The organism is Pseudomonas oryzihabitans (assembly GCF_024652905.1).
GTDB classification, from domain to species: domain Bacteria; phylum Pseudomonadota; class Gammaproteobacteria; order Pseudomonadales; family Pseudomonadaceae; genus Chryseomonas; species Chryseomonas benzopyrenica.
Window position 1 is genome coordinate 844,413 of the sequence record NZ_CP102428.1, and the last position, 24,378, is coordinate 868,790.

General features: G+C 65.9%; 18 protein-coding genes and 1 pseudogene. All 19 read right to left on the reverse strand.

Annotated elements, in window-relative coordinates; translation table 11 throughout:
* Positions 1 to 54 precede the first annotated feature (54 nt).
* The 19 genes and pseudogenes from cobA to NRG74_RS04070 all read right to left on the reverse strand — a co-directional run bounded on the left by cobA (position 55) and on the right by NRG74_RS04070 (position 24,378).
* Complete coding sequence (gene cobA / locus NRG74_RS03975; RefSeq protein WP_257705755.1) at positions 55 to 801, reverse strand: uroporphyrinogen-III C-methyltransferase; 747 nt, start codon at positions 799 to 801, stop codon at positions 55 to 57.
* Between the two features lie 239 nt (positions 802 to 1,040).
* Positions 1,041 to 1,841, reverse strand: coding sequence for an ABC transporter ATP-binding protein (locus tag NRG74_RS03980; protein ID WP_184287133.1), 801 nt, complete (start codon positions 1,839 to 1,841; stop codon positions 1,041 to 1,043).
* Between the two features lie 197 nt (positions 1,842 to 2,038).
* Positions 2,039 to 2,884 (reverse strand): nitrate ABC transporter permease, encoded by an 846-nt coding sequence (ntrB, locus tag NRG74_RS03985; RefSeq protein WP_257705756.1) that lies wholly within the window; start codon positions 2,882 to 2,884, stop codon positions 2,039 to 2,041.
* A 31-nt stretch (positions 2,885 to 2,915) separates the two neighbouring features.
* Positions 2,916 to 4,240 (reverse strand): annotated as a pseudogene (locus NRG74_RS24455) (CmpA/NrtA family ABC transporter substrate-binding protein).
* A 236-nt stretch (positions 4,241 to 4,476) separates the two neighbouring features.
* Positions 4,477 to 5,721, reverse strand: a complete 1,245-nt coding sequence (locus tag NRG74_RS04000; protein ID WP_257705759.1) for a nitrate- and nitrite sensing domain-containing protein — start codon at positions 5,719 to 5,721, stop codon at positions 4,477 to 4,479.
* A gap of 63 nt (positions 5,722 to 5,784) precedes the next feature.
* Complete coding sequence (locus NRG74_RS04005; protein WP_257705760.1) at positions 5,785 to 7,455, reverse strand: bifunctional protein-serine/threonine kinase/phosphatase; 1,671 nt, start codon at positions 7,453 to 7,455, stop codon at positions 5,785 to 5,787.
* Between the two features lie 73 nt (positions 7,456 to 7,528).
* The gene (locus NRG74_RS04010; RefSeq protein WP_257705761.1) at positions 7,529 to 9,562 is read right to left on the reverse strand and encodes a M13 family metallopeptidase; all 2,034 of its coding nucleotides are present in this window, start codon (positions 9,560 to 9,562) and stop codon (positions 7,529 to 7,531) included.
* Between the two features lie 315 nt (positions 9,563 to 9,877).
* Positions 9,878 to 11,329 (reverse strand): NADH-quinone oxidoreductase subunit NuoN, encoded by a 1,452-nt coding sequence (nuoN, locus tag NRG74_RS04015; protein ID WP_257705762.1) that lies wholly within the window; start codon positions 11,327 to 11,329, stop codon positions 9,878 to 9,880.
* Between the two features lie 7 nt (positions 11,330 to 11,336).
* The gene (gene nuoM, locus NRG74_RS04020) at positions 11,337 to 12,869 is read right to left on the reverse strand and encodes an NADH-quinone oxidoreductase subunit M (protein ID WP_064308993.1); all 1,533 of its coding nucleotides are present in this window, start codon (positions 12,867 to 12,869) and stop codon (positions 11,337 to 11,339) included.
* Between the two features lie 27 nt (positions 12,870 to 12,896).
* Positions 12,897 to 14,744: an NADH-quinone oxidoreductase subunit L gene (nuoL, locus tag NRG74_RS04025; RefSeq protein ID WP_257705763.1), complete on the reverse strand. Its 1,848-nt coding sequence runs from the start codon at positions 14,742 to 14,744 to the stop codon at positions 12,897 to 12,899.
* Positions 14,741 to 15,049, reverse strand: a complete 309-nt coding sequence (gene nuoK / locus NRG74_RS04030; protein WP_257705764.1) for an NADH-quinone oxidoreductase subunit NuoK — start codon at positions 15,047 to 15,049, stop codon at positions 14,741 to 14,743. The genes nuoL and nuoK overlap by 4 nt, the downstream gene beginning before the upstream one ends.
* Positions 15,050 to 15,074: 25 nt before the next feature.
* Positions 15,075 to 15,587 carry an NADH-quinone oxidoreductase subunit J gene (gene nuoJ / locus NRG74_RS04035; RefSeq protein ID WP_257705765.1) on the reverse strand — a complete coding sequence of 171 codons (513 nt, stop codon included), beginning with the start codon at positions 15,585 to 15,587 and terminating at the stop codon, positions 15,075 to 15,077.
* A gap of 9 nt (positions 15,588 to 15,596) precedes the next feature.
* Positions 15,597 to 16,145 (reverse strand): NADH-quinone oxidoreductase subunit NuoI, encoded by a 549-nt coding sequence (gene nuoI / locus NRG74_RS04040; protein WP_017642306.1) that lies wholly within the window; start codon positions 16,143 to 16,145, stop codon positions 15,597 to 15,599.
* 10 nt (positions 16,146 to 16,155) lie between these two features.
* Positions 16,156 to 17,166: an NADH-quinone oxidoreductase subunit NuoH gene (gene nuoH, locus NRG74_RS04045; RefSeq protein WP_017642307.1), complete on the reverse strand. Its 1,011-nt coding sequence runs from the start codon at positions 17,164 to 17,166 to the stop codon at positions 16,156 to 16,158.
* Positions 17,163 to 19,880, reverse strand: a complete 2,718-nt coding sequence (nuoG, locus tag NRG74_RS04050; protein ID WP_257705766.1) for an NADH-quinone oxidoreductase subunit NuoG — start codon at positions 19,878 to 19,880, stop codon at positions 17,163 to 17,165. The genes nuoH and nuoG overlap by 4 nt, the downstream gene beginning before the upstream one ends.
* Positions 19,881 to 20,018: 138 nt before the next feature.
* Entirely contained in the window at positions 20,019 to 21,368 is a 1,350-nt protein-coding gene (gene nuoF / locus NRG74_RS04055) for an NADH-quinone oxidoreductase subunit NuoF (RefSeq protein ID WP_093252346.1), read from the reverse strand.
* The gene (nuoE, locus tag NRG74_RS04060) at positions 21,365 to 21,865 is read right to left on the reverse strand and encodes an NADH-quinone oxidoreductase subunit NuoE (RefSeq protein WP_017642310.1); all 501 of its coding nucleotides are present in this window, start codon (positions 21,863 to 21,865) and stop codon (positions 21,365 to 21,367) included. The genes nuoF and nuoE overlap by 4 nt, the downstream gene beginning before the upstream one ends.
* Before the next feature lie 2 nt (positions 21,866 to 21,867).
* The gene (gene nuoC / locus NRG74_RS04065) at positions 21,868 to 23,652 is read right to left on the reverse strand and encodes an NADH-quinone oxidoreductase subunit C/D (RefSeq protein WP_017642311.1); all 1,785 of its coding nucleotides are present in this window, start codon (positions 23,650 to 23,652) and stop codon (positions 21,868 to 21,870) included.
* 51 nt (positions 23,653 to 23,703) lie between these two features.
* A complete protein-coding gene (locus NRG74_RS04070; RefSeq protein ID WP_007158886.1) occupies positions 23,704 to 24,378 on the reverse strand; it encodes a NuoB/complex I 20 kDa subunit family protein in 675 nt (224 codons plus the stop codon).

Consider the following 24,378-nt stretch of genomic DNA (forward strand, 5'->3'; position numbering starts at 1 on the left):
GCTCTGCTGGGGGATTACCCATAGGAACGGCGGCGGGGTGCCTGAGTTCGCCGCTCAGGCCTGGGCGGCGAAGCTCAGCGCCTGTTGCAGAGCCGCCTGGCCCACCACCTCGCCGATCACCAGGATCGCCGGACTGCGCAACTGGAAGAGGGCGGCGTCCACCTGCAGGTCCTGCAGGGTCGAGCGGCACTCGCGTTGGCTGGGCAGGGAGGCGTTCTCGATCATGGCCACGGGGGTGGTCAGCGCGAGACCACCATCCAGCAGACCCTGCTGAATCTCGGCCAGACGCGCCACGCCCATGTAGACCACCAGGGTAGTGCCAGTGGCCGCCAGGGCGGGCCAGTTGGGCGCGCTGTCGTCCTGGGTGTGGGCGGTGACCAGGGTAACGCCGCGGGCCACGCCCCTCAGGGTCAGGGAGATGCCGCAGGCGGTGGCGCCGGCCAGGCCGGCAGTGATGCCATTGACGATCTCGCTGCTGACGCCGCGGGCGGCCAGCCATTCGGCTTCCTCGCCAGCACGCCCGAAGATACAGGGATCGCCACCCTTGAGCCGGGCCACGCAACGGCCCTGGCGGGCGTAGCGCAGCATCAGCCGGTGGATGAAGGCCTGTGGCGTGGAGCGGCAGCCGCCGCGCTTGCCGACGCGGATCACCCGGGCGGCCGGGCAGTGTTCGAGCACCGCCGGATTGACCAGGTCATCGATCATCACCACCTCGGCCTCGCCCAGGGCGCGTACCGCCTTGAGGGTCAGCAACTCGGGATCGCCGGGGCCGGCGCCGATCAACCAGACTTTCCCGCTCATGTAGTGACCTCTCGTAGTCAGGGTGGCGACTGTAACGCAAAAAAAAGGCGTCCCGCTGCAAGCAGCTGGGACGCCTTTGTCCAAAGGGTCTTTCCTCGCCGTTGAAGAAAGACCGCTGATAGCTAGCAGGGTGCACGCTTCATGCCAGCTGCCGCCTGCCCGCATTCTGCGGTGATCCGAGCCGATAGCCACCGACGGCTGCCCCCTTTCGAGGCGGTGTGCCTCGAAAGGGGGCGCGATCAGGCCACCGCGCCGGGGTGGCTGTGCTTTTCATAGAGAAAGCTCAGCACCGCGTGGCGATAGCCGTTGTAGCGCGGATCGTCCACCAGGGTGATGCGATCGCGAGGCCGCGGCAGGTCGATGGTGAGGATTTCACCGATGGTGGCCGCCGGGCCGTTGGTCATCATGACGATGCGATCCGAGAGCAGTACTGCCTCGTCCACGTCGTGGGTGATCATCATCACCGTATTGCGCAATTCGCTCTGGATGCGCATCACTTCGTCCTGCAGATGCGCCCGGGTGAGGGCATCCAGGGCGCCGAAGGGTTCGTCCAGCAAGAGCACCTTAGGCTGCATGGCCAGGGCGCGGGCGATGCCGACCCGCTGCTTCATACCGCCGGAGATTTCGCTGGGCCTCTTGTGCAGGGCATGGCCCATGTTGACCATTTCCAGGTTGTGCAGCGTCCAGGCGTGGCGTTCGGCCTTGCTCTTGGTGCCCTTGAACACCTTGTCCACCGCCAGGGCGACGTTCTCGTAGACGGTCAGCCAGGGCAGCAGCGAATGGTTCTGGAACACCAGGCTGCGCTCGGGACCCGGACCGCGGACCTCGCGATTCTCCAGCAGGATCGAGCCGGAGGTCGGCTCGATCAGGCCGGCGACGATGTTGAGCACCGTGGACTTGCCGCAGCCGGAGTGGCCGATGATGGAGATGTACTCGCCGCGCTCGATCTTGAGATTGACGTCGCGCAGCACCGTGGAGGTGAGGCCGTTGCGGGTGAAGCTCTTGTCGATATGCTCGATGCTCAGATAGGGCTGGGCCATGATGGGAATCCTCTAGTGTGGTGCTTCAGAAGTTCGCGCAAGAATTGGCGAGTGATTTTTGTTCGGTTCGGCGCCCCGAGCGGGCTAGGCGCCCCGAGCGGGCTAGGCGCCCCGAGTGGCAACGCCGCCCCGGGCGGTCCGCCGCTGCGGGCAAAAAGCGCTGCCAAAATTGGGTAGATAGCTTCTGAAACACCGCACTAGTTCGCGGTGCCGCGGGTGACCAGACGACCGATGAAGGCCACCAGCCGGTCGAGCAGGAAGCCGATGACGCCGACGTAGACCAGCGCCAGGATGATGTCGCTGATGCGCGAGGCGTTCCAGGCATCCCAGATGAAGAAGCCGATGCCGACGCCGCCGATCAGCATCTCGGCGGCGATGATGGCCAGCCAGGACAGGCCGACACCGATGCGCAGGCCGGAGAAGATGTAGGGCGCCGCCGCCGGCAGCATGATCTTCTGGAAGTACTCCCAGCCATTGAGGCGCAGCACCCGCGCCACGTTGCGGTAGTCCTCGGGAATGTTGCGGATGCCCACCGAGGTATTGATGATGATCGGCCAGATGGCGGTGATGAAGATGACGAACAGGGCCGAGGGGTGGCTGTCCTTGAAGCCGGCCAGGGACAGCGGCAGCCAGGCCAGCGGTGGCACGGTGCGCAGCACCTGGAACAACGGATCGAGGCCGCGCATGGCCCAGACCGACTGGCCCACCAGCACGCCCAGGGCGATGCCCGCCACCGCGGCCAGCAGGTAGCCGTAGGCGACGCGCTCGAGGCTGGCCAGCAGTTGCCAGGCCATGCCCACGTCATTGCCGCCGTTGTCGTAGAAGGGCTGGGTGATCAGCTCCCAGGTGTCGCTGACCACCTGGCTAGGCGGCGGCAAGGCCGCGCCGGGACGGCTGCACAGCAGCTGCCAGACAATCAGTAGCAAGGCGCCCACCACCAGCGGGGGCAGGCCATTGCGTAGCACCTGCTGGCCAAGCCGACGCAGGCGGGTTTGCGGGCGAAAGGTGGCGAGGGCCTTGGGTGGCCAAGTGTGGGCGTTCATGGGCGAAACTCCTCTGGCAAAAGGGGGGACGTCAGACCTTGAGCGTCAGGCTGGCGAGATAGGCCTTGGGATCGGCGGGATCGAACACCTTGCCGTCGAAGAAGGTTTCCGTGCCGCGCGAGTTGCCGCTGGGGATGTCGCCGGTCGGCACGCCGATGGCCGCCGCCGCTTCGCGCCAGAGATCGGCGCGGTTGACCTTGGCGATCAGCCCCTGGGCATCCAGATCGCCGGGCAGATAGCCCCAGCGCTGGTTCTCGGTGATGAACCAGAGATCGTGGCTCTGATAGGGGAAGGAGGCGTGCTCGTTCCAGAACTTCATCACGTGCGGGCTGTTCTGCACGACCCGGCCAGTGCCGTAGTCGAAGGTGCCCTGCAGGCGGCCGACCACGTCGTCGGCGGGCGCGCCAATCCAGCGGCGCTTGGCACAGATCTCGGCGACCTTGGCCTTGTTGGCCGCCACGTCGCAATACTGCTGAGCTTCCAGTACCGCCTTGAGCAGTGCCAGGGTGGCCCGGGGATTGGCCTGGACGTAGTCGGCGCGCAGGGCCAGGGCCTTCTCTGGGTGGTTGGCCCAGAGTTCGCCGGTGGTCAGGGCGCTGTAGCCGATGTTCTGCTTGATCAGCTGGGCGTTCCAAGGCTCGCCGACGCAGAAGGTGTCCATGTTGCCCACCTTCATGTTGGCCACCATCTGCGCCGGGGCACTACCAAAGTGGTGATGTCCCGATTCGGATCTATGCCATTGGCCGCCAGCCAGTAGCGGATCCAGAGATCATGGGTACCGCCGGGAAAGGTCATGGCCGCCGAGGTCTTCTTGCCGGCGGCCTGGCGGGCGGCCAGGGCGCTCTTGAAGTCACTGGCGTCGAGGCCGATCTTCTGCTCCCGGTAGTCGTTGGACAAGGAGATGCCCTGGCCGTCGACGTTCAGGCGGGCCAACAGCGCCATGGGCAACGGCTGGCCATTGGGGGTGATCTTGCCGGCGGCCAGCTGATAGACCATGGGCGTGAGGATATGGGCGCCGTCGATACCGTTGGCCGCCGAGCCCAGCACCAGGTTATCGCGGGTGGTGCCCCAGGAGGACTGCTTGAGCACCTCCACCTCGGTCATGCCGTACTTGGCGAACAGTCCCAGCTCATCGGCGACGAACAGCGGGGCAGCATCTGTGAGGGCGATGAAGCCGAGCTTGGCCTTGGTCGTCTCCACGGTATCGCTGCCCGCTGCCCAGGCGGCGGATTTCAGACCGGGCGGCAGCAGACTGAGGGCCGCGCCCGCGCCCAGCATACCGAGCGACTGCTTGAGGAAACTGCGGCGGGGGAGTCCACGACCGGCCTGGTCATCGTTACGGGAGTTGTCGTCCATCGTCTGTCCTTAATGCGCGGGCATAAAAAAACGGCGCCCACGCTCGGCAGCCGTGGCTGCGAGGGTGGACGCCGTCGTCCGGGAGATGCTGTGGGAGCGAAACTCGCTCAGGAGGGTGATTGCAGAGACCGTGCCAAGCGCCGAATGGCGGCTTTGCTGGAGATGAGGTGCCGTCTGGCGCACAGTGGCGGGGCGAATCCCTGCCGATGTGCGCCGTCCGGGCGCACGCTGCGGTATCAGCCGGGCTGCGCCAGGATCCGGCGGACCACCTCGGCCAAGGCCACGCCGCTGCGCATCGCCAGGCGCTGCAGATGCTGATGAGCTTCGGCTTCGGGCAGCGCCAACTGCTCCATGAGACGCTGCTTGGCGCGCTCCAGCAGCTTGCGTTCGGCCAGCGCTTGGCGAGTCTCCTGCAATTCCGCCTCGACCTCGTGCAGCCGCCGGGTCTGGGCCTGCAGCAGGTCGAGGATGCCGGCGGGCGCCTCGCCCGGCCCAGTGTCGCTCACCGGATTGGCCGCCAGGCTGAACAGCAGCGGCTGACCCGGTTCGCGGTCGAGTTCGGCCAGCCGCCGCGACAGTTTGCGGTGGCTGTCGAGATCAGCCTGGGCGTCCCTGATGCTGGCCGCGCACCGGGTCCGCAAGGCCGCCACCAGATGCTGGGCCACTGCCTGCATGGCATCCAGACGACGGGTATTGAGCTCGAACCAGAGCTCGGCGAGGACCCCTGCCACCGGCGTGGTCGGTGAGGTGCGCCGGGCCATGGTGCGCAGCTGTTCGATCTGCTGCCGTGAGGCGCAGCCCTGGACCTCGTCCCAGATGGCGGCTGCCCGGGCGTCGGCGTGGTCGAGGAAGCCGGCGAAGCAGCGCAGCTGGCCACCGTCCAGTTCATCCAGGCGCGCCAGCAGATCCTGGTCGAAGTAGCCCTGGGCGAAGCCGACGACGCCCACCGCCCGAGCCTGGCCCGCCAGTTCCTTGCCCTGCATGAAGTTGAACAGGGCGACCAGCGCGCGGCTCAAACCTGGATCGCTGGCCGTGTCCGCCGCCTCGAAGATGACCGCCAGCAGGCTGCCGATAAGGTGCGAGAAGGTACCCGTGGCCTGCTGCATCTGCACCCGGCGTTCGACGATGGCGCGTCTCAGGCCGCTCAGGCCATCGAGCAGGTGCAGGACACAGGCGATGCGATTGAGCAGCCGGGGCCGTTCCTGGGTCACCCGGGCATCGAGGGCCTCCAGGCAGGCGCGCAGCCCAGCCTCGCTGTGACGCGCGGTCGTCGAATGCTGCTCCAGCGCGGTGCGGTAGCGATCGTTGCCGGTACCCAGCAGAACATTGCTGAAACCTCGCTCGCGCTGCAGGTCATGCACCAGTTCACTGGCGCGTTCCACCAGCTCGCACGTCAGGGCGAGCCCTTCCAGCTGCTGCAATTCGCAGCGCCGCGCCGCGAGCATGAAGCGCAGGGCGGGGGGCATCTGGTGATCGGACATGGCGCGGGCTCGGACAGGGTGCTGGCCAGTGGCCTGCAAAAGCTGCTCCACTTCGTCACGCGATCAGTGCCGATAGAGCCAGAGCAGTATCAGCAACAGATTCAGCGTCAGCGAACAGGTCGCCACGATCTGCCAGGTGCGCAGGGGATCGCGCTGCAGCAGCGGCAAGGGGCGGGTCAGGGGTTGGCGTTCGCCTTGTTCCAACAGCAGCAGGGCTTCTTCGGCGGTTTCGAAGCGATCGCCCGGCTCTACCGCCACGGCGCGTTGCAGCCAGTCTTCCAGCCAGGCCGGCGCATCCGGGCGCCGGCGCAGGACGCTGGCGGGCGCGCCGAAGCGTGGGCGCTGGAAGGGTTCCACCTCGCCGTAGGGATAGCCGCCGGTCAGCAGCTGGTAGAGGGTCACGCCAGCGGCATAGAGATCCTGGGTCGGACTCGGCGCGGCGCCCTCGAAGGACTCCGGAGCGCGGTAGCTGGGGGTGCCCGGGCTGTCCTGCAGATCCTGGGACAGTTGCGGGCAATAGGCCAGGCCAAAATCCAGCAGGCGCAGCTCACCGTCCTGGCCGCGATGCAGATTGTCCGGCTTGATGTCACGATGGAGGATGTTGCGTCGGTGCAGCTGGCCGAGGGCACGCAACAGGCGTGAGGCGACGTCCAGCCAGTCGGCCAGCGCCAGGGGTCCGTCGCTGGCCAGCTGTTGTGCCAGGGTGCGCCCGGGATACTCGCGCTGCACGAAATAGAGATGGGCGCGCTGGGGCAGCGGATGCACCTCGACGAAGGCGCGGCCGGCGACGCGGCGCAGGAACCATTCCTCCATGAGCAGGGCATGACCGGCCAGGGTGTCGAATTGCAGCGCCGCGGGCAGGGTCTTGAGCAGCCAGGGGCGGCCAGCTTCGTCCGTGACCCTATAGAGCAGCGATTGCCGCGATTCGGCCAGACGCTCCACCACCGTCCAGCCTTCGAAGGCCTGGCCGGGCTTCAAGGCGGGCAGCGGCGGCCAGGTATCGGCATTGGCCAGGGTGTCGGCCAGGGAGATGTCCGGTAGGCGGTCGACCCGCACCAGCAGGGCGCTGGCGTTATCCTGGCCGCCGGCATGCAGGGCGCCGGCAACCAGAGCCTGGGCCGTAGCATCCAGATCCATGACGCCATCGACCAGGATATGCCTCATGCTGTCTTCGCCCAGTGCCGCCCAGACGCCGTCACTCACCAGCAGCAGGGTTTCGCCGGCGTCCAGCTCGCCTTCGCGAAAATCCACCACCAGGTGGTTCTCCAGCCCCAGGGCCCGAGTCAGCACATGCTGCATGCCGGCCTGCTGCCAGACGTGGTCGACGGTGAGACAGGTCAGCCGACCGCCATGCCAGCGATAGGCACGGCAGTCGCCGACATGGGCCAGGGTGTAGCGCCGCCCGCGGATCACCAGGGCGGTAAGGGTCGTCAGCAGTGGCTGGCCATTGCCGGCGGCCTGCAGCCAGCGATTCTGCGCCAGCAGCAGCCGTTCCAGGGCCTGGGCCACCGGCCAGGTCTCCGGCGTGGAGTAGTAGTCCTGGGCCAGGGCCTGGAGCGTCGCGCGCGCGGCCAGGCCACCGTCCGGACAGCCGCTGACGCCATCGGCCAGGGCGAACAGATGTCCCTTGGTCGCCGCCAGGGCCGCACTGGGCTGGACGCTGCGCAAGGCGTCCTGGTTTTCCTTGCGCGGACCGGTCGCGGTGGCTTCGGCAAAGGCGAGTTCTAGGGGCATGGAAGGGGCGCCGGCAGGGAGGGGCGACAGCCGATGCAAAAGCGATACCCGTTCACCGGACGCCCCCGGCCCCTCACCAGATTTCCACGCGTTTCTCGTCCGGTCGGACCATGGCATCGCCCACCTTGCAGCTGAACGCCTGGGCAAAGGACGGCATGTTGGACGGCGCGCCGATGGCGCGGAATCTCATGGGCGCATGGGGATCGGTGTTGAGCGAGAGGCGTAGCTGTTCCTCACGCACAGAGCTGCGCCAGACCCGTGCCCAGTTGAGGAAGAAGCGCTGCTGCTGGGTGTAGCCATCGAGGGTGCGGTTGGCTTCCTCCGGCTTCTTCGCCAGCGCCAGTTGCAGGGCGTCGTAGGCTGCATTGATGCCGCCGAGATCGCCGATGTTCTCGCCCAGGGTGAGCTTGCCGTTGACGTGCAGGTCCGGGTGGTCCGGCAGCGGACGATAGTTGTCGAATTGCTCAACCAGCTTGCCGGTGCGGGCCTCGAAGGCCTTGCGATCGGCCGGGGTCCACCAGTCCACCTGGTTGCCGGCGCCGTCGAACTTGCTGCCCTGGTCGTCGAAACCATGGCTGGCCTCGTGGCCGATCACCGCGCCGATACCGCCGTAGTTGATGGCATCGTCGCCGTCCGGATAGAAGAACGGCGGCTGCAGGATGGCGGCGGGGAAGTTGATGGTGTTGTCGGTGGGGCTGTAGTAGGCATTGACCGTCTGCGGGTACATGCCCCATTCCTGGCGGTCGGTGGGCTTGCCGATCTTGTCCAGGTCATGGCGATAGTTGAAGCGCGAGGCGGCTTCCAGGTTGGCGTAGAAGCCCTGGGACTTGAGGGTAAGGCCGCTCCAGTCGCGCCAGCGCTCGGGATAGCCGATCTTGGGCAGGAAGCTGTCCCACTTGGCCAGCGCCTTCTGCTTGGTCTCGGGGCTCATCCAGTCGAGCCGCTCGATGCGCGCCTTGAGCGCCAGCATCACGTTGTCCACCAGCTCCTGGGCGCGGGCCTTGGCCTGGGGCGAGAAGTGCTCCTGCACATAGAGCTGGCCAAGGCCTTCGCCCATGGCACCGTTGACTGCGCGCAGCACCCGCTTCCAGCGTTCGCTCTGCTGCTGCTGGCCGCTTAGGGTCTTCTGGTTGAAGTCGAAGCTCTCCTGCTGGAAGGGCTTGGACAGGAGCGGCGCGGCATCGTCGATCACATGGGCGCGCAGATAGGCCTGCCATTGCTCGATGGGGGTCTCGGCCAGCATCCGGTCGAATTCGGCGAAGAAGCCGGGCTGGGACAAGGAAAAACCCTGCTGGCCAGTGACGCCCTGGCTGGCGAAGAAGGCTTGCCAGTCGAAATGCGGCGTGACCTTGTTGGCTTCGGCGAAGCTCAGGTAATGATACTGGTTCTCCGGATTGCGCAGCTCCACCGGCTTGACCGAGGCGCGCGCCAGGCGACTCTCGAAGGCCAGTACCAGCTCGGCCTGGGCGGCCGCCTGGGCCTTGGATACCCCGGTCAGGACCAGCAGTCGGGCGATGTGACCCAAATAGGCCTGGCGCAGCTTGGCGTAGTCGGCCTCGGTGTAGTAATCGGGGGTGGGCAGGCCCAGGCCGCTCTGGTAGGCATAGGCGATCTGCTGCTTGGCATTCTGGTAGTCGGCGCCGGAACCGAAGGAGAACACCTGCATGTCGCCGCGGGCGAAGCTCTGTTGCAGGTACTTCACCACGTCGGCCGTGGTGCGTAGCTCATCGATGGCGGCCAGTTGCGCCTGGATCGGCTGATAGCCGGCGCGCTCGATGGCGGCTTCGTCCATGCCCGAGCGATACAGCCAGCCGATCTTCTGTTCTACCGAACCCGCTTCCGCGCGATCCGCCGAGCGCGCGGCACGTTGCAGGATGGCGTGCTGGTCGTTGAGTGATTTTTCCCCCAGGGCCATGAAGGAACCCCAGCGCGACTTGTCCGGCGGGATGGGGTTGGCCGCCACCCACTTGGCATTGACGAAGGTGTCGAGGTCGGTACAGGCGGTTGCCGGGTCACCCAGTTCGGTGACATCGAACACAGGGGCGGCGAAAGCCTGGCTGCCAAGCAGCAGGCCGATGGTCAGGGCGAGGGGTTTCAACGCAGGCATGGGAGAAAGCGGTCTCCAGAAAAGGGCAGAAGAAGGCAGAGTAGGGGTCGAGGGTAGCGTTCGCGGTGCGCCCCTGCCAAGGGCGGCGGCTTTGTCTGAAAAGTGCCTGCGCTCGGTCATGCAGCGTTAAAAATCCGCTGGATCGCCAGCTCGGTCGGAATGCTCATTTACCATTCGTAAACTCGAGCGCGAGTCCGATCCGCTTCCTCACGGATTTTTGCCTTGCCTAACCTTCGCTCGGCGACTTTTCAAACAAGCCGTGACCCCAGAAACGACGATCCCCGCCGAAGCGGGGATCGTGGGCGGCGTCTGGGATCAGAACACCGTCAGCTGTGCCAGTTGCAGCAGCGGCTGCGGATAGACACCCAGCACGAAGGTGGCGATGGAAATGGCGATCAGCATCACGCCACCGGCGCGCTGACCCCAGTTCATCGGCGCATCGTGGCGCTGCAAGCCCTGCTCGGTCAGGTACAGGGTGACCATCACGCGCAGGTAGTAGAACAGGCCGATGGCGCTGCCCAGCACGATGGCCGCGGTCTGCCACCACATGCCTGCTTCCACGCCCACGGTGATGACGTAGAACTTGCCGATGAAGCCAGCGGTGAGCGGGATGCCGGCCAGGGACAGCATCATCACCGTCAGCGCCGCGGTCAGGTACGGACGGCGCCAGAACAGGCCGCGGTACTCGAACAGGGCATCGGCGTCACGTTGACCGTTGCTCGGGCTGGACATCAGGGTGATCACGCCGAAGGCGCCCAGGCTGGTGAAGACATAGGTCACCAGGTAGACCGCCACGGCTTCCATCGACAGGCCTTCGCCCGAGGCCACCGCCACCAGCAGGTAACCGAAGTGGGAGATGGAGGAGTAACCCAGCAGCCGCTTGAGGTTGCTCTGCATCAGCGCCAGCAGGTTGCCCACCAGCATGGAGGCGATGGCGATGAAGGCGATGGCATCGTGCAGCCAGCCGTCTTCGGTGGCCATGGGCATGGTCTGGAACACCCGTACCAGCACGGCGAAGACGGCGACCTTGCTGGCGGTGGCCAGGAAGGCGCCGACCGGAGCCGGCGAGCCCTCGTAGACGTCCGGAGTCCAGAGATGGAAGGGCACCAGGGACAGCTTGAAGCCGAGGCCGACGATCAGCATGCCAAGGCCGATTTCCATCAGCAGGCCGGTGCTGGCCGGAGCGTCCATCTGCATGCCGATGTCAGCGAAGTTCAGGCTGCCGGACTGGGCGTAGAGCAGGGCCATGCCGAACAGCAGGATGGCCGAGCCGGCGGCGGACAGCACCAGATACTTCATGCCGGCTTCCAGGGAACGGCGATTGAAGTAGCTGTAGGCCACCAGGCCGTAGACCGGTACCGACAGCAGTTCCAGGCCGATGAACAGGCCGGCGACGTTCTGCGCCGCCACCAGCACCAGACCGCCGGTGGCGGAGATCAGCAGCAGCAGGTACAGCTCTTCACGGTTGCCCGGATAGCCTTCCATGTAGGCGTGCGACAGGGTCATGCAGGCCAGGGTGGCGATCAGGATCAGCGCCATGTAGAAGCAGCTGAAGCCGTCGATGCGCAGCAGCGGGGTGACGTCGATGGCGCCGACGCCCAGGGCCAGGATGCAGGACAGCAGGGCCAGGTTGAGACCGATCACGCCCAGGGTCGGGATGATGGTGTGATCCCGCCGCCAAGCGATGCCCAGCATCACCACCACGGCGGTGAGGCCGGTGATGATGATCGGCAGGAGGGCGATGAAGTGTTCGTAGGTAAAGGTCATGGCGCTCTTACCGGGCGGAAACGAGAGAGGAGAAGGCTTCGCCGAGCCACTGCTGGACACCGGCCATGCTCGCGGCCGAGGTATCCAGCACCGGCTGCGGGTAGACGCCGAGCAGCACCAGCAGCACGCCAAGCAACAGCAGCATCGACAGTTCCCGTGCGTTCAGACCCGGCAGGGCACCCTCGGCCTTGGCTGGGCCGAAGTAGGCACGGTGGATCATGATCAGCGAATAGACCGAGGCGAACACCAGGCCGAAGGTGGCGATGACGGTGATCATCGGTACCACCGGGAAGGCGCCCAGCAGGATCAGGAACTCGCCGACGAAGTTACCGGTACCGGGCAGACCCAGGGACGCCGAGGCGAAGAACAGACTCAGGGCCGGCAGGTAGGGCAGGCGTGCCCAGAGACCGCCCATCTCGCGCATGTCACGGGTATGCATGCGCTCGTAGAGCTGGCCACAGAGGATGAACAGGCCGGCGGCGGAAAGACCGTGGGCGATCATCTGCACCACCACGCCCTGCAGCGCCTGGGGGCTGCCGGAGTAGATGCCGATCAGCACGAAGCCCATGTGCGAGACGCTGGAGTAGGCCACCAGGCGCTTGATGTCGGTCTGGGCGAACGACAGGATGGCGCCGTAGAAGATGCCGATGATGCCCAGCCACATGGCGATCGGCGCGAATTCCGCCGAGGCGTTGGGGAACAGCGGGATGGCGAAGCGCAGCAGGCCGTAGGCGGCGGTCTTGAGCAGGATACCGGCGAGGTCGACGGAACCGGCGGTTGGCGCCTGGGCGTGGGCATCGGGCAGCCAGGAGTGCAGCGGCACCACCGGCAGCTTCACCGCGAAGGCGATGAAGAAGCCCAGCATCAGCAGGTATTCCAGCTTGGGGTCCAGCTGCAGCTGCAGCAGGTCTTCGTAGTCGAAGGTCAGGACGCCGGTCGCACCGTAGTTCACCAGTACCAGGGCGATGATCGCCACCAGCATGATCAGGCCGCTGGCCTGGGTGAAGATGAAGAATTTGGTGGCGGCGGTGATGCGGCTCTTCTTGCCGTCCGCGGAGCTATGGCCCCACAGCGCGATCAGGAAGTACATCGGCACCAGCATCATTTCCCAGAAGAAGAAGAACAGGAACAGGTCCAGCGCCAGGAACACCCCCACCACGCCGCCGATGATCCACAGCAGGTTGAGGTGGAAGAAGCCGACGTGGCGCTGCACTTCGCGCCAGGAGCAGGTCACCGCCAGCACACCGAGCAGGCCGGTGAGCAGGATCATCAGCAGCGACAGGCCGTCGAGGCCGAAGTGCAGGCTGATGCCGAAGCGCGGAATCCAGTCCATCTGGAATTCCGCGGTCCAGGCGGTTTCGGCACCAGGGGCCGGCGCCAGGCTGTAGTCGCCGTGGGCCCACAGCCAGAGGCCGAGCGCCAGCTCCAGCAGCATGGTGAACAGAGCGATCCAGCGGGGCACCAGCGGGCCGGTCTTTTCCGTGAGGAAACAGAGCAGGCCGCCGATGAAGGGGATCAGGATTAGCCAGGGCAGAAGCATGACGTGTACTTATCCTTAGTCAGGGGGTCAGGCCAGCAGCAGCGCGCCGAGCAACAGCACGGCGCCTCCCACGATGGAAGCCGCGTACCAGCGCAGACGGCCGTTCTCGGTGATGCTCAGTGCCAGGTTGCCACCGCGTGCCAGCATCGGGATCAAGCCGATGGCCTGGTCGAAGGGATCGCGACGCAGTAGGCGGGTCAGCAGCAGGTACGGCTTGACGAAGATCAGGTCGTACAGCCAGTCGAAGCCCCAGGCGTGATACCACCAGGTCCCGAAGAAGCGGCCCGGTGCGCTCTTGGCCAGACCGTTCACGAAGGAACGCTTGCCAAGGAAGAGCAAGGCGGCCAGGAGGATGCCGGCGATGGCGATGGCCCCCGAGGTGATCTCCAGCGAGTGCTTGGCTTCGCCACCGGCATGGCCGACGGATTCCGGCAGCACACCGGCCAGCGGCGGCACGATCATCGCGCCGACGAAGGTCGAAAGCACCAGCAGTACCGCCAGCGGCAGGTTGTGGGCGATGCCGTGGCCGGCATGAGCCTCGGTGTGCGCCTCGCCATGGAAGGTGATGAAGATCAGGCGGAAGGTGTAGATCGAGGTCAGGAAGGCACCGGCCAGGCCTGCATAGAGCAGGTAGGTGTGACCGCTGGCCATGGCTTCCCAGAGGATCTCGTCCTTGGAGTAGAAGCCGGCGGTTACCAGCGGCAGTGCCGCCAGGGCCGAACCGCCCACCACGAAGCTGGCGTAGGCCAGGGGGATCTTCTTCCACAGGCCGCCCATCTTGAAGATGTTCTGCTCGTGGTGGCAGGCCAGGATCACCGAACCCGAGGCGAGGAACAGCAGCGCCTTGAAGAAGGCGTGGATCATCAGGTGGAAGATCGCCGGTTGCCAGGCGCCTACACCCAGGGCCAGGAACATGTAGCCGATCTGGCTCATGGTCGAATAGGCCAGGATGCGCTTGATGTCGGTCTGGACCAGGGCGGCGAAACCAGCCAGCACCAGGGTCACGGCACCGACGATGCCGACCAGGTGGAGGATCTCCGGTGCCAGCAGGAACAGGCCGTGGGTCCGGGCGATCAGGTAGACGCCCGCGGTCACCATGGTCGCCGCGTGGATCAGCGCCGAGACCGGGGTCGGACCGGCCATGGCGTCCGCCAGCCAGGTCTGCAGCGGCAACTGGGCCGACTTGCCGACGGCACCGCCGAGCAGCGCCAGGGTGGCCAGCACGATCAGCGGATCACCGCTGGCGAAGACGTCCGGCGCCTTCTGCAGCAGCTCCTGGATGTCCAGGGTGCCCAAGGTCATGAACAGGATGAACAGACCGAAGGCCATGAAGACGTCGCCGACGCGGGTGACGATGAAGGCCTTCAGCGCCGCGTTGCCGTTGGCGCGCTCGCTATAGTAGAAGCCGATCAGCAGGTAGCTGCACAGGCCCACGCCTTCCCAACCGAAGTACAGCAGCAGCAGGTTGTCGCCGAGAACCAGCAGCAACATGCTGAAGATGAACAGGTTGGTGTAGGCGAAAAAGCGCGAATAGCCCTCTTCACCGCGCATGTACCAGGAGGCGAACAGGTGGATCAGGAAGCCGACGCCGGTGACCACGCCGAGCATGGTCAGCGACAGGCCGTCCAGGTAGAGAGCCATGTTGGGCGCGAAGCCCTCCACGTTCATCCACTGCCAGAGGACGAGGGTCAGGTGGCCGTCGGCGGGCGGTGCGACGTGGAAGTTCCAGCCGACCCAGGCGGCGACCAGCGCCGCCAGGCCTACCGAACCCACGCCGATCAGCGCGGAGAGATTCTCCGACAGCCGACCGCGGGAGAAGGCCAGCAGGAAGTAGCCGACCAGGGGAAAGGCGAAGGTGAGGGGTAGCAGGTTCATCCGTGCATCTCGCTGGCGGCATCGACGTCGAGGGTGTGGAAGCGGCGATAGAGCTGCAGCAGGATCGCCAGGCCGATACTGGCCTCGGCGGCGGCCAGGCTCAGCACCAGGATGAACATCACCTGGCCGTCGGGAGCGCCCCAACGGCTACCCGCGACCACGAAGGCCAGGGCGGCGGCGTTCATCATGATTTCCAGACTCATGAGCACGAAGAGGATGTTGCGGCGGACCATCAGGCCCACCAGGCCAAGGGCGAACAGGGCGCTGGCGAGGGCCAGGCCGTGTTCCAGAGGTATGGTGTTCATTGGCTGTTCTCCAGTCCTTGGCGACTCACTCGCCGATCCCGTCTTTGACGTCGCTGCGACCCAGGTGATAGGCCGCGACCAGGGCACCCAAGAGCAGCATGGACGCCAGTTCGACCGCCAGCAGATAGGGTCCGAACAGGCTAATGCCCACGGCCTTGGCTTCCACCGAGGTATGGCCGATGGTAGCGCCGCCCGGCGTGCGCGCGAGCACCACCAGCAGTTCCACCAGCAGCGCACCGGCGAGGATCGACGGACCGATCCAGACCTTGGGGGTCAGCCACTTGCGTTCCTGGTCGGCGACGACCGGCCCGAGGTTGAGCATCATCACCACGAAGACGAACAGCACCATGATGGCGCCGGCGTAGACGATGATCTCCAGGGCGCCGGCGAAGGGCGCGCCCAGGGCAAAGAACACCATGGACACGGCCAGCAGCGAGATGATCAGGTACAGCAGCGCATGCACCGGATTGGTGTTGGTGATCACCCGGAAGGTGGCCAGGACGGCCACCCCGGTGGAGAAATAGAAGGCGAATTCCACGACAGCTCCTTAGGGCAGCAGGCTCTTCACGTTGATCGGCTCTGCCTCGCTCTGCGCGGCACCCTTGGGCTTGCCCGCGATGGCCATGCCGGCCACGCGGTAGAAGTTGTATTCCGGATACTTGCCCGGACCCGAGATCAGCAGGTCCTGCTTCTCGTACACCAGCTCCTGGCGCTTGAACTCGGACATCTCGAAGTCCGGGGTCAGCTGGATGGCGGTGGTGGGGCAGGCCTCCTCGCACATGCCGCAGAAGATGCAGCGCGAGAAGTTGATGCGGAAGAACTCCGGATACCAGCGACCGTCTTCGGCCTCGGTCTTCTGCAGGGAGATGCAGCCGACCGGGCAGGCCACGGCGCACAGGTTGCACGCCACGCAGCGCTCCTGGCCGTCGGGGTCGCGGGTGAGCACGATGCGGCCGCGATAGCGCGGCGGCAGGTACACCGGCTCCTCGGGGTATTGCAGGGTGTCGCGCTTGCGGAAGGCGTGGCCGAAGACCATCACGATGCTGCGCAACTGGGTGTAGGTGCCATGCAGGACGTGCAGGATTTCCTTGATCATGACGGATACCTCACTGGCCGATGGCCGGCGTGGCGGTGTAAAGCACCACCGCGCCGGTCACCAGCAGGTTGATCAGGGTCAGGGGCAGGCAGAACTTCCAGCTGAAGGCCATTACCTGGTCGTAGCGCGGACGCGGAATGGACGCGCGCAGCAGGATGAAGATCATGATGAAGAAGGCGGTCTTCAGGGCGAACCAGAAGAACGACAGCCAGGGCAGGGTGTCCAGGAAGGGACCGTGCCAGCCGCCGAAGAACAGGGTCACCAGCAGCGCCGAGATCAGCACGATGCCGATGTACTCGCCGACGAAGAACATGCCCCACTTCATGCCCGCGTATTCGATGTGGTAACCGTCGGCGAGCTCCTGCTCGGCTTCCGGCTGATCGAAGGGGTGACGGTGGGTGACGGCGATGCCGGCGATGAAGAAGGTACAGAAGCCGAAGAACTGGGGAACGATGAACCACCAGCCCTGGTGCTGCGCCTCGACGATGTCCCTCATGTTGAAGGAACCGGTCACGGCCACGATGCCCATCACCGACAGACCCATGAACACCTCGTAGGAGAGCGTCTGGGCCGAGGCGCGCATGGCGCCCAGCAGCGAGAACTTGTTGTTGCTCGCCCAGCCGGCGAAAAGCACGGCATAGACGTTGACGCCGGCCATGGCGAAGAAGAAAAGCAGGCCGACGTTCAGGTCAGCCACGCCCCAGGTGGGGGTGATCGGAATGACCGAGAAGGCCACCAGCAGCGAGCCCATGGCGATCACCGGTGCCAGGGCGAAGATCATCTTGTCGGCGAACGGCGGCGTCCAGTCCTCCTTGAAGAACATCTTCAGCATGTCGGCGCCGAGCTGGAAGGCACCGAAGGGGCCGACCCGGTTGGGACCATGACGGTCCTGCCAGAGACCCAGCAGGCGCCGTTCGACAAAGCTCAGCAGCGCCCCGCAGATGACCACCGCCAGGAGGATGACGATGGCCTTGAGGACGCCGATCACCACGGCGATGAGGGTAGGGGTGAGCCAGGTCATGCCGCGGCCTCCTGCAGTCCTTCCACGGTAAGGCCGGCGAAGTCCACCGGAATCCCTTCGAAGCCGGCGGGCAGGCCGACCAGGCCAGCGGACAGCTCGGCCTTGATCTGCAGTGGCAGGCGCAGTTCCTGACCGGCGACCTGCAGGCGCAGCAGGGCACCTTCGTTGACACCCAGGCGGTCGGCATCGGCCTTGGCCAGGGCCACGTAGGCCGCCGGGATGCGCTCACGCACCGGCTCGGCGCGGGAAGAGGTCTCTTCGCTGCCGAACAGGTGGTACAGCGGTACGGCCTGAAAGCCGGACTCGGCGCCGCGCACGGCAGCGGTCGGCACGGCGAACCAGCTCAGGCGATCACCCTGGGACTCGATCAGGCGTACGCCCGGATCGCCAGCGCGCAGGTGACCACCCACCTCGTCCTGGAACTTGTTCCAGGCCTGGGGCGAGTTCCAGCCCGGTGACCAGGCGAAGGGGATCTGCTGACGCGGCTCGGCGCTGCCGGCATAGCCTTCCATGGAAAAGGCAAAGGCGGTGTCGGCGTCCTGGGGCGCACGCGGCTCGTGCACGCTGAGGTTGGCACGCATGGAGGTACGGCCACTGTAGCGGTGCGGTTCACGAGCGAGCTTGAGGCCCTTCACCCGGAAGCTGGCGTTGGGCGCGGCATCGCGGATGCCGTCCAATTGCGGTGCGGCGGTGGCCACGGCGTCGGTGACGTGGTCCAGTTGGGTCCAGTCCACCGGGCGGTTGTCCAGGGTGTTGCGCAGGGCGTGCAGCCAGCGCCAGCCCTCGCGGACCAGGCTGGAGGGATCGTAATAGCTCGGTTCGTAGACCTGGAAGAAGCGCTGGGCGCGACCTTCCTGGCTGACCAGGGTACCGTCGCCTTCGGCGAAGCTCGCCGCCGGCAGCACCAGGTCGGCGCGCTGGGCGGTGGCGGTACGCTGGTGATCCAGCACCACCAGCGCCTGGGCGCGGGCCAGGGCCTGATCCACCTGCTGGGCCGGGGCACGGCGATAGAGATCGTTCTCCAGCACCACCAGGGCATCGGCCTGGCCGTTTTCCAGGGCGGCGAAGGCGTCTTCGACGGACTCGCCGCCGTAGAGCGCCAGGCCCAGGCTGTTGGCTTCGGGCACCACCAGACTTAGGGAGCCGGCCTTGCCCTTGGCGGCCAGGGCCTTGGCCAGGTTGGCGGCGGCTTCGATCAGCGCCGGTTCACCCAGGGAGGTGCCGGACACCACCAGCGGCCGTTCGGCGGCCAGTAGGGTTTCGGCCAGCAGACGGGCCTGCTCGGCGACTTCGCTGCTCAGACCGTCGACGGCCGGGGCGCTGGCGTCGATGGCGTGGGCCACGGCGTGGCCGAAACGGGCCAGTTCCAGCGGCGAGCCATGCAGACGGGCGTCGGCGACGTCATCCAGGCGGGTGGCGGCGACGCTGGCGATGAACAGCGGATTGCGCTCGCTCTGGCCGATGTTCTGCACGGCGGCGTTCAGCCAGGGCTGGATCTTCTGCGCCGCGGCCATGGCCTCGGGCTTGCCCTTGACGGACTGCCGCAGGGACAGCGCCAGGCGGGCGGCGGTCTGGGTCAGATCCTCGCCGAGGACAAAGACGGCATCGTGCTTCTCCATGGCGCGCAGGGTCGGGACGGGCAGGGGGCTGTCCTTGAGGACCTGCAGCACCAGGCGCACGTTGGCCAGGTCACGGGCGCTCATGCCGCTGGAGAAATTCTCGGCGCCGACCAGTTCGCGCAGGGCGTGATTGCTTTCCAGGCTGGCGCGGGGCGAGCCGATGCCGATCACCTTCTTACCGCGCAGCAGCAGGGCGGCGCGATCCAGGGCGGCGTCGATGCCGGTCTCCAGGCTGCCGTCCTTCAGCAGGGCCTGGCGCGGACGATCCTTGCGATTGACATAGCCATAGCCGAAGCGGCCACGGTCGCAGAGGAAGTACTGGTTCACCGAGCCGTTGAAGCGGTTCTCGATGCGGCGCAGTTCGCCATAGCGCTCGCCGGGGCTGATGTTGCAGCCCGATGAGCAGCCATGGCAGATGCTCGGGGCGAACTGCATGTCCCACTTGCGGTTGTAGCGCTCGGAGTGGGTCTTGTCGGTGAACACCCCGGTGGGGCAGACCTCGGTCAGGTTGCCGGAGAATTCGCTCTCCAGGGCACCGTCCTCGACGCGGCCGAAGTAGACGTTGTCGTGGGCACCATAGACGCCCAGGTCGGTACCGCCGGCGTAGTCCTTGTAGTAGCGCACGCAGCGATAGCAGGCGATGCAGCGGTTCATCTCGTGAGCGACGAATGGGCCGAGGTCCTGATTCTGGTGGGTACGCTTGGTGAAGCGATAACGGCGCTTGTTGTGACCGGTCATCACCGTCATGTCCTGCAGGTGGCAGTGGCCGCCTTCTTCGCAGACCGGACAGTCGTGGGGATGGTTGGTCATCAGCCATTCGATGACGGAGCTGCGGAATTCCTTGGCTTCGGCGTCTTCGATGGAGATGTAGGTCTTGTCGCTGGACGGGGTCATGCAGGACATGACCAGGCGCCCGCGAGTGTCATTCTCGTCGGCGAACTGCTTCACCGCGCACTGGCGGCAGGCGCCGACGCTGCCCAGCGCCGGGTGCCAGCAGAAATAGGGGATGTCGAGCCCCAGGGACAGGCAGGCTTCGAGGAGGTTGTCCGCCCCGTCGACCTCGTACGTCTTGCCGTCTACATGGATAGTGGCCATAGGGTTTTCTTCTCACCCGCGCAGGGCGGGTCTGGCTAATGGGAAAACGTTCGCGCCGCCCTGGCGGTCGCCAGTGGCAGCGCCGGCCGGGTCGAGCCCGGCCAGAAAGCGATGGAAGCGGCCCCGAGGGGCTGGTCCTCAGATCACGGTCGCGGAAGCAGTCGGACGAGGTTCGCTGGGCGCCTTGCGCACACCGGCCTCGAACTCCTCGCGGAAATACTTGATGGCACTACCCAGAGGCTCGACGGCGCCTGGTGCGTGGGCACAGAAGGTCTTGCCCGGGCCGAGGAAGTTGACCAGTTGCAGCAGGGTATCGAGATCGCCCTGCTGGCCTTCGCCCTTCTCCAGGCTGCGCAGGAGCTTGACGCTCCAGGGCAGGCCGTCGCGGCAGGGGGTGCACCAGCCGCAGGATTCGCGAGCGAAGAACTCTTCCATGTTGCGCAGCAGCGAGACCATGTTGACGCTGTCGTCCACGGCCAGGGCCAGGCCGGTGCCCATGCGGGTGCCGACCTTGCCGATGCCGCCGGCGTACATCTGCGCCGAGAGGTGCTCGGGCAGCAGGAAGCCGGTACCGGCGCCACCGGGCTGCCAGCATTTCAGCTTGAAGCCATCGCGCATGCCGCCCGCATAGTCCTCGAACAGCTCCTGGGCGGTGATGCCGAAGGGCAGTTCCCAGACGCCGGGATTCTTCACCTTGCCGGAGAAGCCCATGAGCTTGGTGCCCATGTCTTCGCTGCCTTCGCGGGCCAGGCTCTTGTACCAGTCCACGCCACCCGCGACGATGCCCGGCACGTTGCACAGGGTCTCGACGTTGTTGACGCAGGTCGGCTTGCCCCAGACGCCGACGGCGGCGGGGAAGGGCGGCTTGGAGCGCGGGTTGGCGCGGCGACCTTCCAGGGAGTTGATCAGCGCGGTCTCTTCGCCACAGATGTAGCGACCGGCGCCGGTGTGGACGAACAGTTCGAAGTCGAAGCCGCTGCCGAGGATGTTCTTGCCGAGCAGACCGGCGGCCTTGGCCTCTTCCACCGCGCGCCGCAGGTTGGCGGCGGCGTCGACGTATTCGCCGCGCAGGAAGATGTAGCCACGGTAGGCCTTGAGCGCCCGGGCACTGATCAGCATGCCTTCCACCAACAGGTGCGGCAGCTGCTCCATGAGCAGGCGGTCCTTCCAGGTGTTGGGCTCCATCTCGTCCGCATTGCACAGCAGGTAGCGGATATCGAGGGATTCGTCCTTGGGCATCAAGCCCCACTTCACGCCGGTGGGGAAGCCCGCACCGCCGCGACCCTTGAGGCCGGAGTCCTTGACTTCCTGGACGATGGCGTCGGGTGCCAGCTCGGTCAGCGCCTTGCGCGCCGCGGCGTAGCCGTCCTTCGCCTGATATTCCTCCAGCCAGACCGGGGCGCCGTCTTCACGCAGGCGCCAGGTCAGGGGATGGGTCTCGGGGGTACGGGCGATGCTGTTGGCAGGCCCGAAGGAGGTCAGTCTCATGCGTATCCCTCCAGCAGTTTGGCCACGCCCGCAGGTTGGACATCGCCATGGGTGTCGTCGTCGATCATCAGCGCCGGGGCCTTGTCGCAATTGCCCAGGCAGCAGACCGGCAGCAGGGTAAAGCGGCTGTCGGTGGTAGTCTGGCCCAGGCCGATGCCCAGCTGCCGCTGGATCTCGCCGACCACGGATTCGTGGCCGCCGATGTAGCAGGTCATGCTGTCGCACACCCGGATGATGTGGCGACCGACCGGCACGCGGAAGATCTGGCTGTAAAAGGTCGCCACGCCCTCGACGTCGCTGGCGGGAATGCCCAGCACCTCGCCGATGGCGTAGATGGCGCCGTCCGGCACCCAGCCACGTTCCTTCTGGACGATCTTCAGGGCTTCGATGGACGCCGCGCGCGGGTCCTCGTAGTGATGCATCTCGTGCTCGATGGCCGAGCGCTCGGTGTCGCTCAGGACGAAACGGTCGGTTTGGATCAGGGTTTCGGTGCTCATGCTCAGCGGTCCACGTCGGCCATGACGAAGTCGATACTGCCCAGGTAGGCAATCAGGTCGGACACCATGCTGCCGCGGATGACGGCCGGGATCTGCTGCAGATGCGGGAAGCTCGGCGTCCGGATGCGGGTGCGGTAGCTCATGGTGCTGCCATCGCTCGTCAGGTAATAGCTGTTGGCGCCCTTGGTCGCCTCGATCATCTGGAAGGCTTCGCCCGCCGGCATCACCGGACCCCAGGACACTTGCAGGAAGTGGGTGATCAGGGTCTCGATGTGCTGCAGGGTGCGCTCCTTGGGCGGCGGCGTAGTGAGCGGGTGATCCGCCTTGTACGGGCCTTCGGGCATGTGCTGCAGGCACTGCTCGATGATGCGCAGGCTCTGGCGCATCTCCTCGACGCGCAGCATGCCGCGGTCGTAACAGTCGCCGTTATGGGCGATGGGCACCTCGAATTCGAAGTTCTCGTAGCCGGAGTAGGGGCGGGCCTTGCGCAGGTCGAAGTCCAGACCGGTCGCGCGCAGGTTGGGACCGGTGACGCCCCACTCGAGGGCTTCCTTGGTGTTGTAGACGGCGACGTTCTTGGTCCGGCCGATGAGGATGCTGTTCTTCATCGCGGCCTTTTCGTACTCGTCCAGACGCTTGGGCATCCAGTCGAGGAATTCGCGAACCAGCTTGTCCCAGCCACGTGGCAGGTCATGGGCGACGCCGCCGATACGGAACCAGGCCGGGTGCATGCGGAAGCCGGTGATGGCCTCGATCACCTTGTAGGCGCGCTGACGGTCGGTGAAGGTAAAGAACACCGGGGTCATGGCGCCGACGTCCTGGATATAGGTACCCAGGTACAGCAGGTGGCTGTTGATGCGGAAGAACTCGGCCATCATCACGCGGATGAAGTCGACCCGCGACGGCACCTTGATGCCGGCGAGTTTTTCCACCGAGAGGACGTAGGGCAGGTTGTTCATCACCCCACCCAGGTAGTCGATCCGGTCGGTGTAGGGGATGTAGCTGTGCCAGGACTGACGCTCGGCCATCTTCTCGGCGCCACGGTGGTGGTAGCCGATCTCCGGGACACAGTCGACGATCTCTTCGCCGTCCAGCTGCAGGATGATGCGGAAGGCACCGTGGGCGGAAGGGTGGTTCGGACCCAGGTTGAGGAACATGAAGTCGGAATTTTCCGCATGCTCCTTCATGCCCCATTCCTCGGGCTTGAATCTCAGGGTTTCCTGTTCGAGATCCTGCTTGGCGGCATTCAGCGCATAGGGATCGAACTCGGTCGCGCGCGCCGGATAGTCCTTGCGTAGGGGGTGCCCCTGCCAGTTGTCGGCCATCAGCATGCGCTTGGGCAGCGGGTGACCGTCGAAATGGATGCCGTACATGTCCAGCACTTCCCGCTCGTACCAGTTGGCATTGGGGAAGATGCCGGTGGCGGTGGGCAGGCGCAGGTCGTTGGCGGACAGGGCTACCTTGAGCATCACATCGCTGTTACGGTCGATGGACAGCAGGTGGTAGAAGACCGTGAAGTCCGCGTTGGGCAGGCCGCGGCGATGGGTTCGCAGGCGTTCGTCCACGCCATGCAGGTCATAGAGCATGACGTAGGGGCGGGGCAGGTTGCGCAGGAAGCGCAACACTTCGATGATTCTTTCGCGCGCCACCCAGATCACCGGCATGCCGGTACGGGTGTCTTGCAGGGTCAGGGCGTCGGCGCCGAATTGGCCCTGGAGTTCGCCAACCACCGACGCTTCGCCGGCAGGGGCGAGCGCAGAGGCGGACAGAGCGGTGTCTGCGGTCATGATGTTCCGTCGCTAATCGATCGTCGTCAGCGTGCAGGTCCCGGAAGGGACTTACACTTCGTCTGGGCTGCGCAGGTTGGTGACCTGGATGCGGCGCTCGCGGTTCTGCTCGCGCTGCGAAGGCATCTCGGCGCGGTAGATACCCTGGTCGCCCACCACCCAGGAGAGGGGGCGGCGCTCTTCACCGATGGAGTCCTGCAGGAGCATCAGGCCCTGGAGGAAGGCTTCGGGGCGAGGCGGGCAGCCGGGCACATAGACGTCGACGGGCAGGAACTTGTCCACGCCCTGAACGACCGAGTAGATGTCGTACATACCGCCGGAGTTGGCGCAGGCGCCCATGGAGATCACCCACTTGGGTTCCAGCATCTGCTCGTACAGGCGCTGGATGACCGGGGCCATCTTCATGAAGGGGGTGCCGGCGATGACCATGAAGTCGGCCTGACGCGGCGAGGCCCGGATGACTTCGGCGCCGAAGCGGGCGATGTCATGGGGCGCCGTGAAGGCGGTGGTCATTTCCACATAGCAGCAGGACAGGCCGAAGTTGTACGGCCAGAGGGAGTTCTTGCGCCCCCAATTGACCGCGCCCCGCAGGACATCTTCGAGCTTGCCCATGAAGATGCTGCGGTTGACCTGACTTTCGACGGGGTCGGCCACGGTTTCCCGCTGGCCGGCCGGATAGCGGTCTACTGCCGCATCGGGATCGATCCGGGTGAGATTGTATTGCAT

Coding starts and splice junctions, on each gene's coding strand:
- cobA (WP_257705755.1), bottom strand. CDS start 801: ATGAGCGGGAAAGTCTGGTTGATCGGCGCCGGCCCCGGCGATCCCGAG.
- NRG74_RS03980 (WP_184287133.1), bottom strand. CDS start 1,841: ATGGCCCAGCCCTATCTGAGCATCGAGCATATCGACAAGAGCTTCACC.
- ntrB (WP_257705756.1), bottom strand. CDS start 2,884: ATGAACGCCCACACTTGGCCACCCAAGGCCCTCGCCACCTTTCGCCCG.
- NRG74_RS04000 (WP_257705759.1), bottom strand. CDS start 5,721: ATGTCCGATCACCAGATGCCCCCCGCCCTGCGCTTCATGCTCGCGGCG.
- NRG74_RS04005 (WP_257705760.1), bottom strand. CDS start 7,455: ATGCCCCTAGAACTCGCCTTTGCCGAAGCCACCGCGACCGGTCCGCGC.
- NRG74_RS04010 (WP_257705761.1), bottom strand. CDS start 9,562: ATGCCTGCGTTGAAACCCCTCGCCCTGACCATCGGCCTGCTGCTTGGC.
- nuoN (WP_257705762.1), bottom strand. CDS start 11,329: ATGACCTTTACCTACGAACACTTCATCGCCCTCCTGCCGATCATCATC.
- nuoM (WP_064308993.1), bottom strand. CDS start 12,869: ATGCTTCTGCCCTGGCTAATCCTGATCCCCTTCATCGGCGGCCTGCTC.
- nuoL (WP_257705763.1), bottom strand. CDS start 14,744: ATGAACCTGCTACCCCTCACCTTCGCCTTTCCCCTGGTCGGCTACTTC.
- nuoK (WP_257705764.1), bottom strand. CDS start 15,049: ATGAACACCATACCTCTGGAACACGGCCTGGCCCTCGCCAGCGCCCTG.
- nuoI (WP_017642306.1), bottom strand. CDS start 16,145: ATGATCAAGGAAATCCTGCACGTCCTGCATGGCACCTACACCCAGTTG.
- nuoH (WP_017642307.1), bottom strand. CDS start 17,166: ATGACCTGGCTCACCCCTACCCTCATCGCCGTGGTGATCGGCGTCCTC.
- nuoG (WP_257705766.1), bottom strand. CDS start 19,880: ATGGCCACTATCCATGTAGACGGCAAGACGTACGAGGTCGACGGGGCG.
- nuoF (WP_093252346.1), bottom strand. CDS start 21,368: ATGAGACTGACCTCCTTCGGGCCTGCCAACAGCATCGCCCGTACCCCC.
- nuoE (WP_017642310.1), bottom strand. CDS start 21,865: ATGAGCACCGAAACCCTGATCCAAACCGACCGTTTCGTCCTGAGCGAC.
- nuoC (WP_017642311.1), bottom strand. CDS start 23,652: ATGACCGCAGACACCGCTCTGTCCGCCTCTGCGCTCGCCCCTGCCGGC.
- NRG74_RS04070 (WP_007158886.1), bottom strand. CDS start 24,378: ATGCAATACAATCTCACCCGGATCGATCCCGATGCGGCAGTAGACCGC.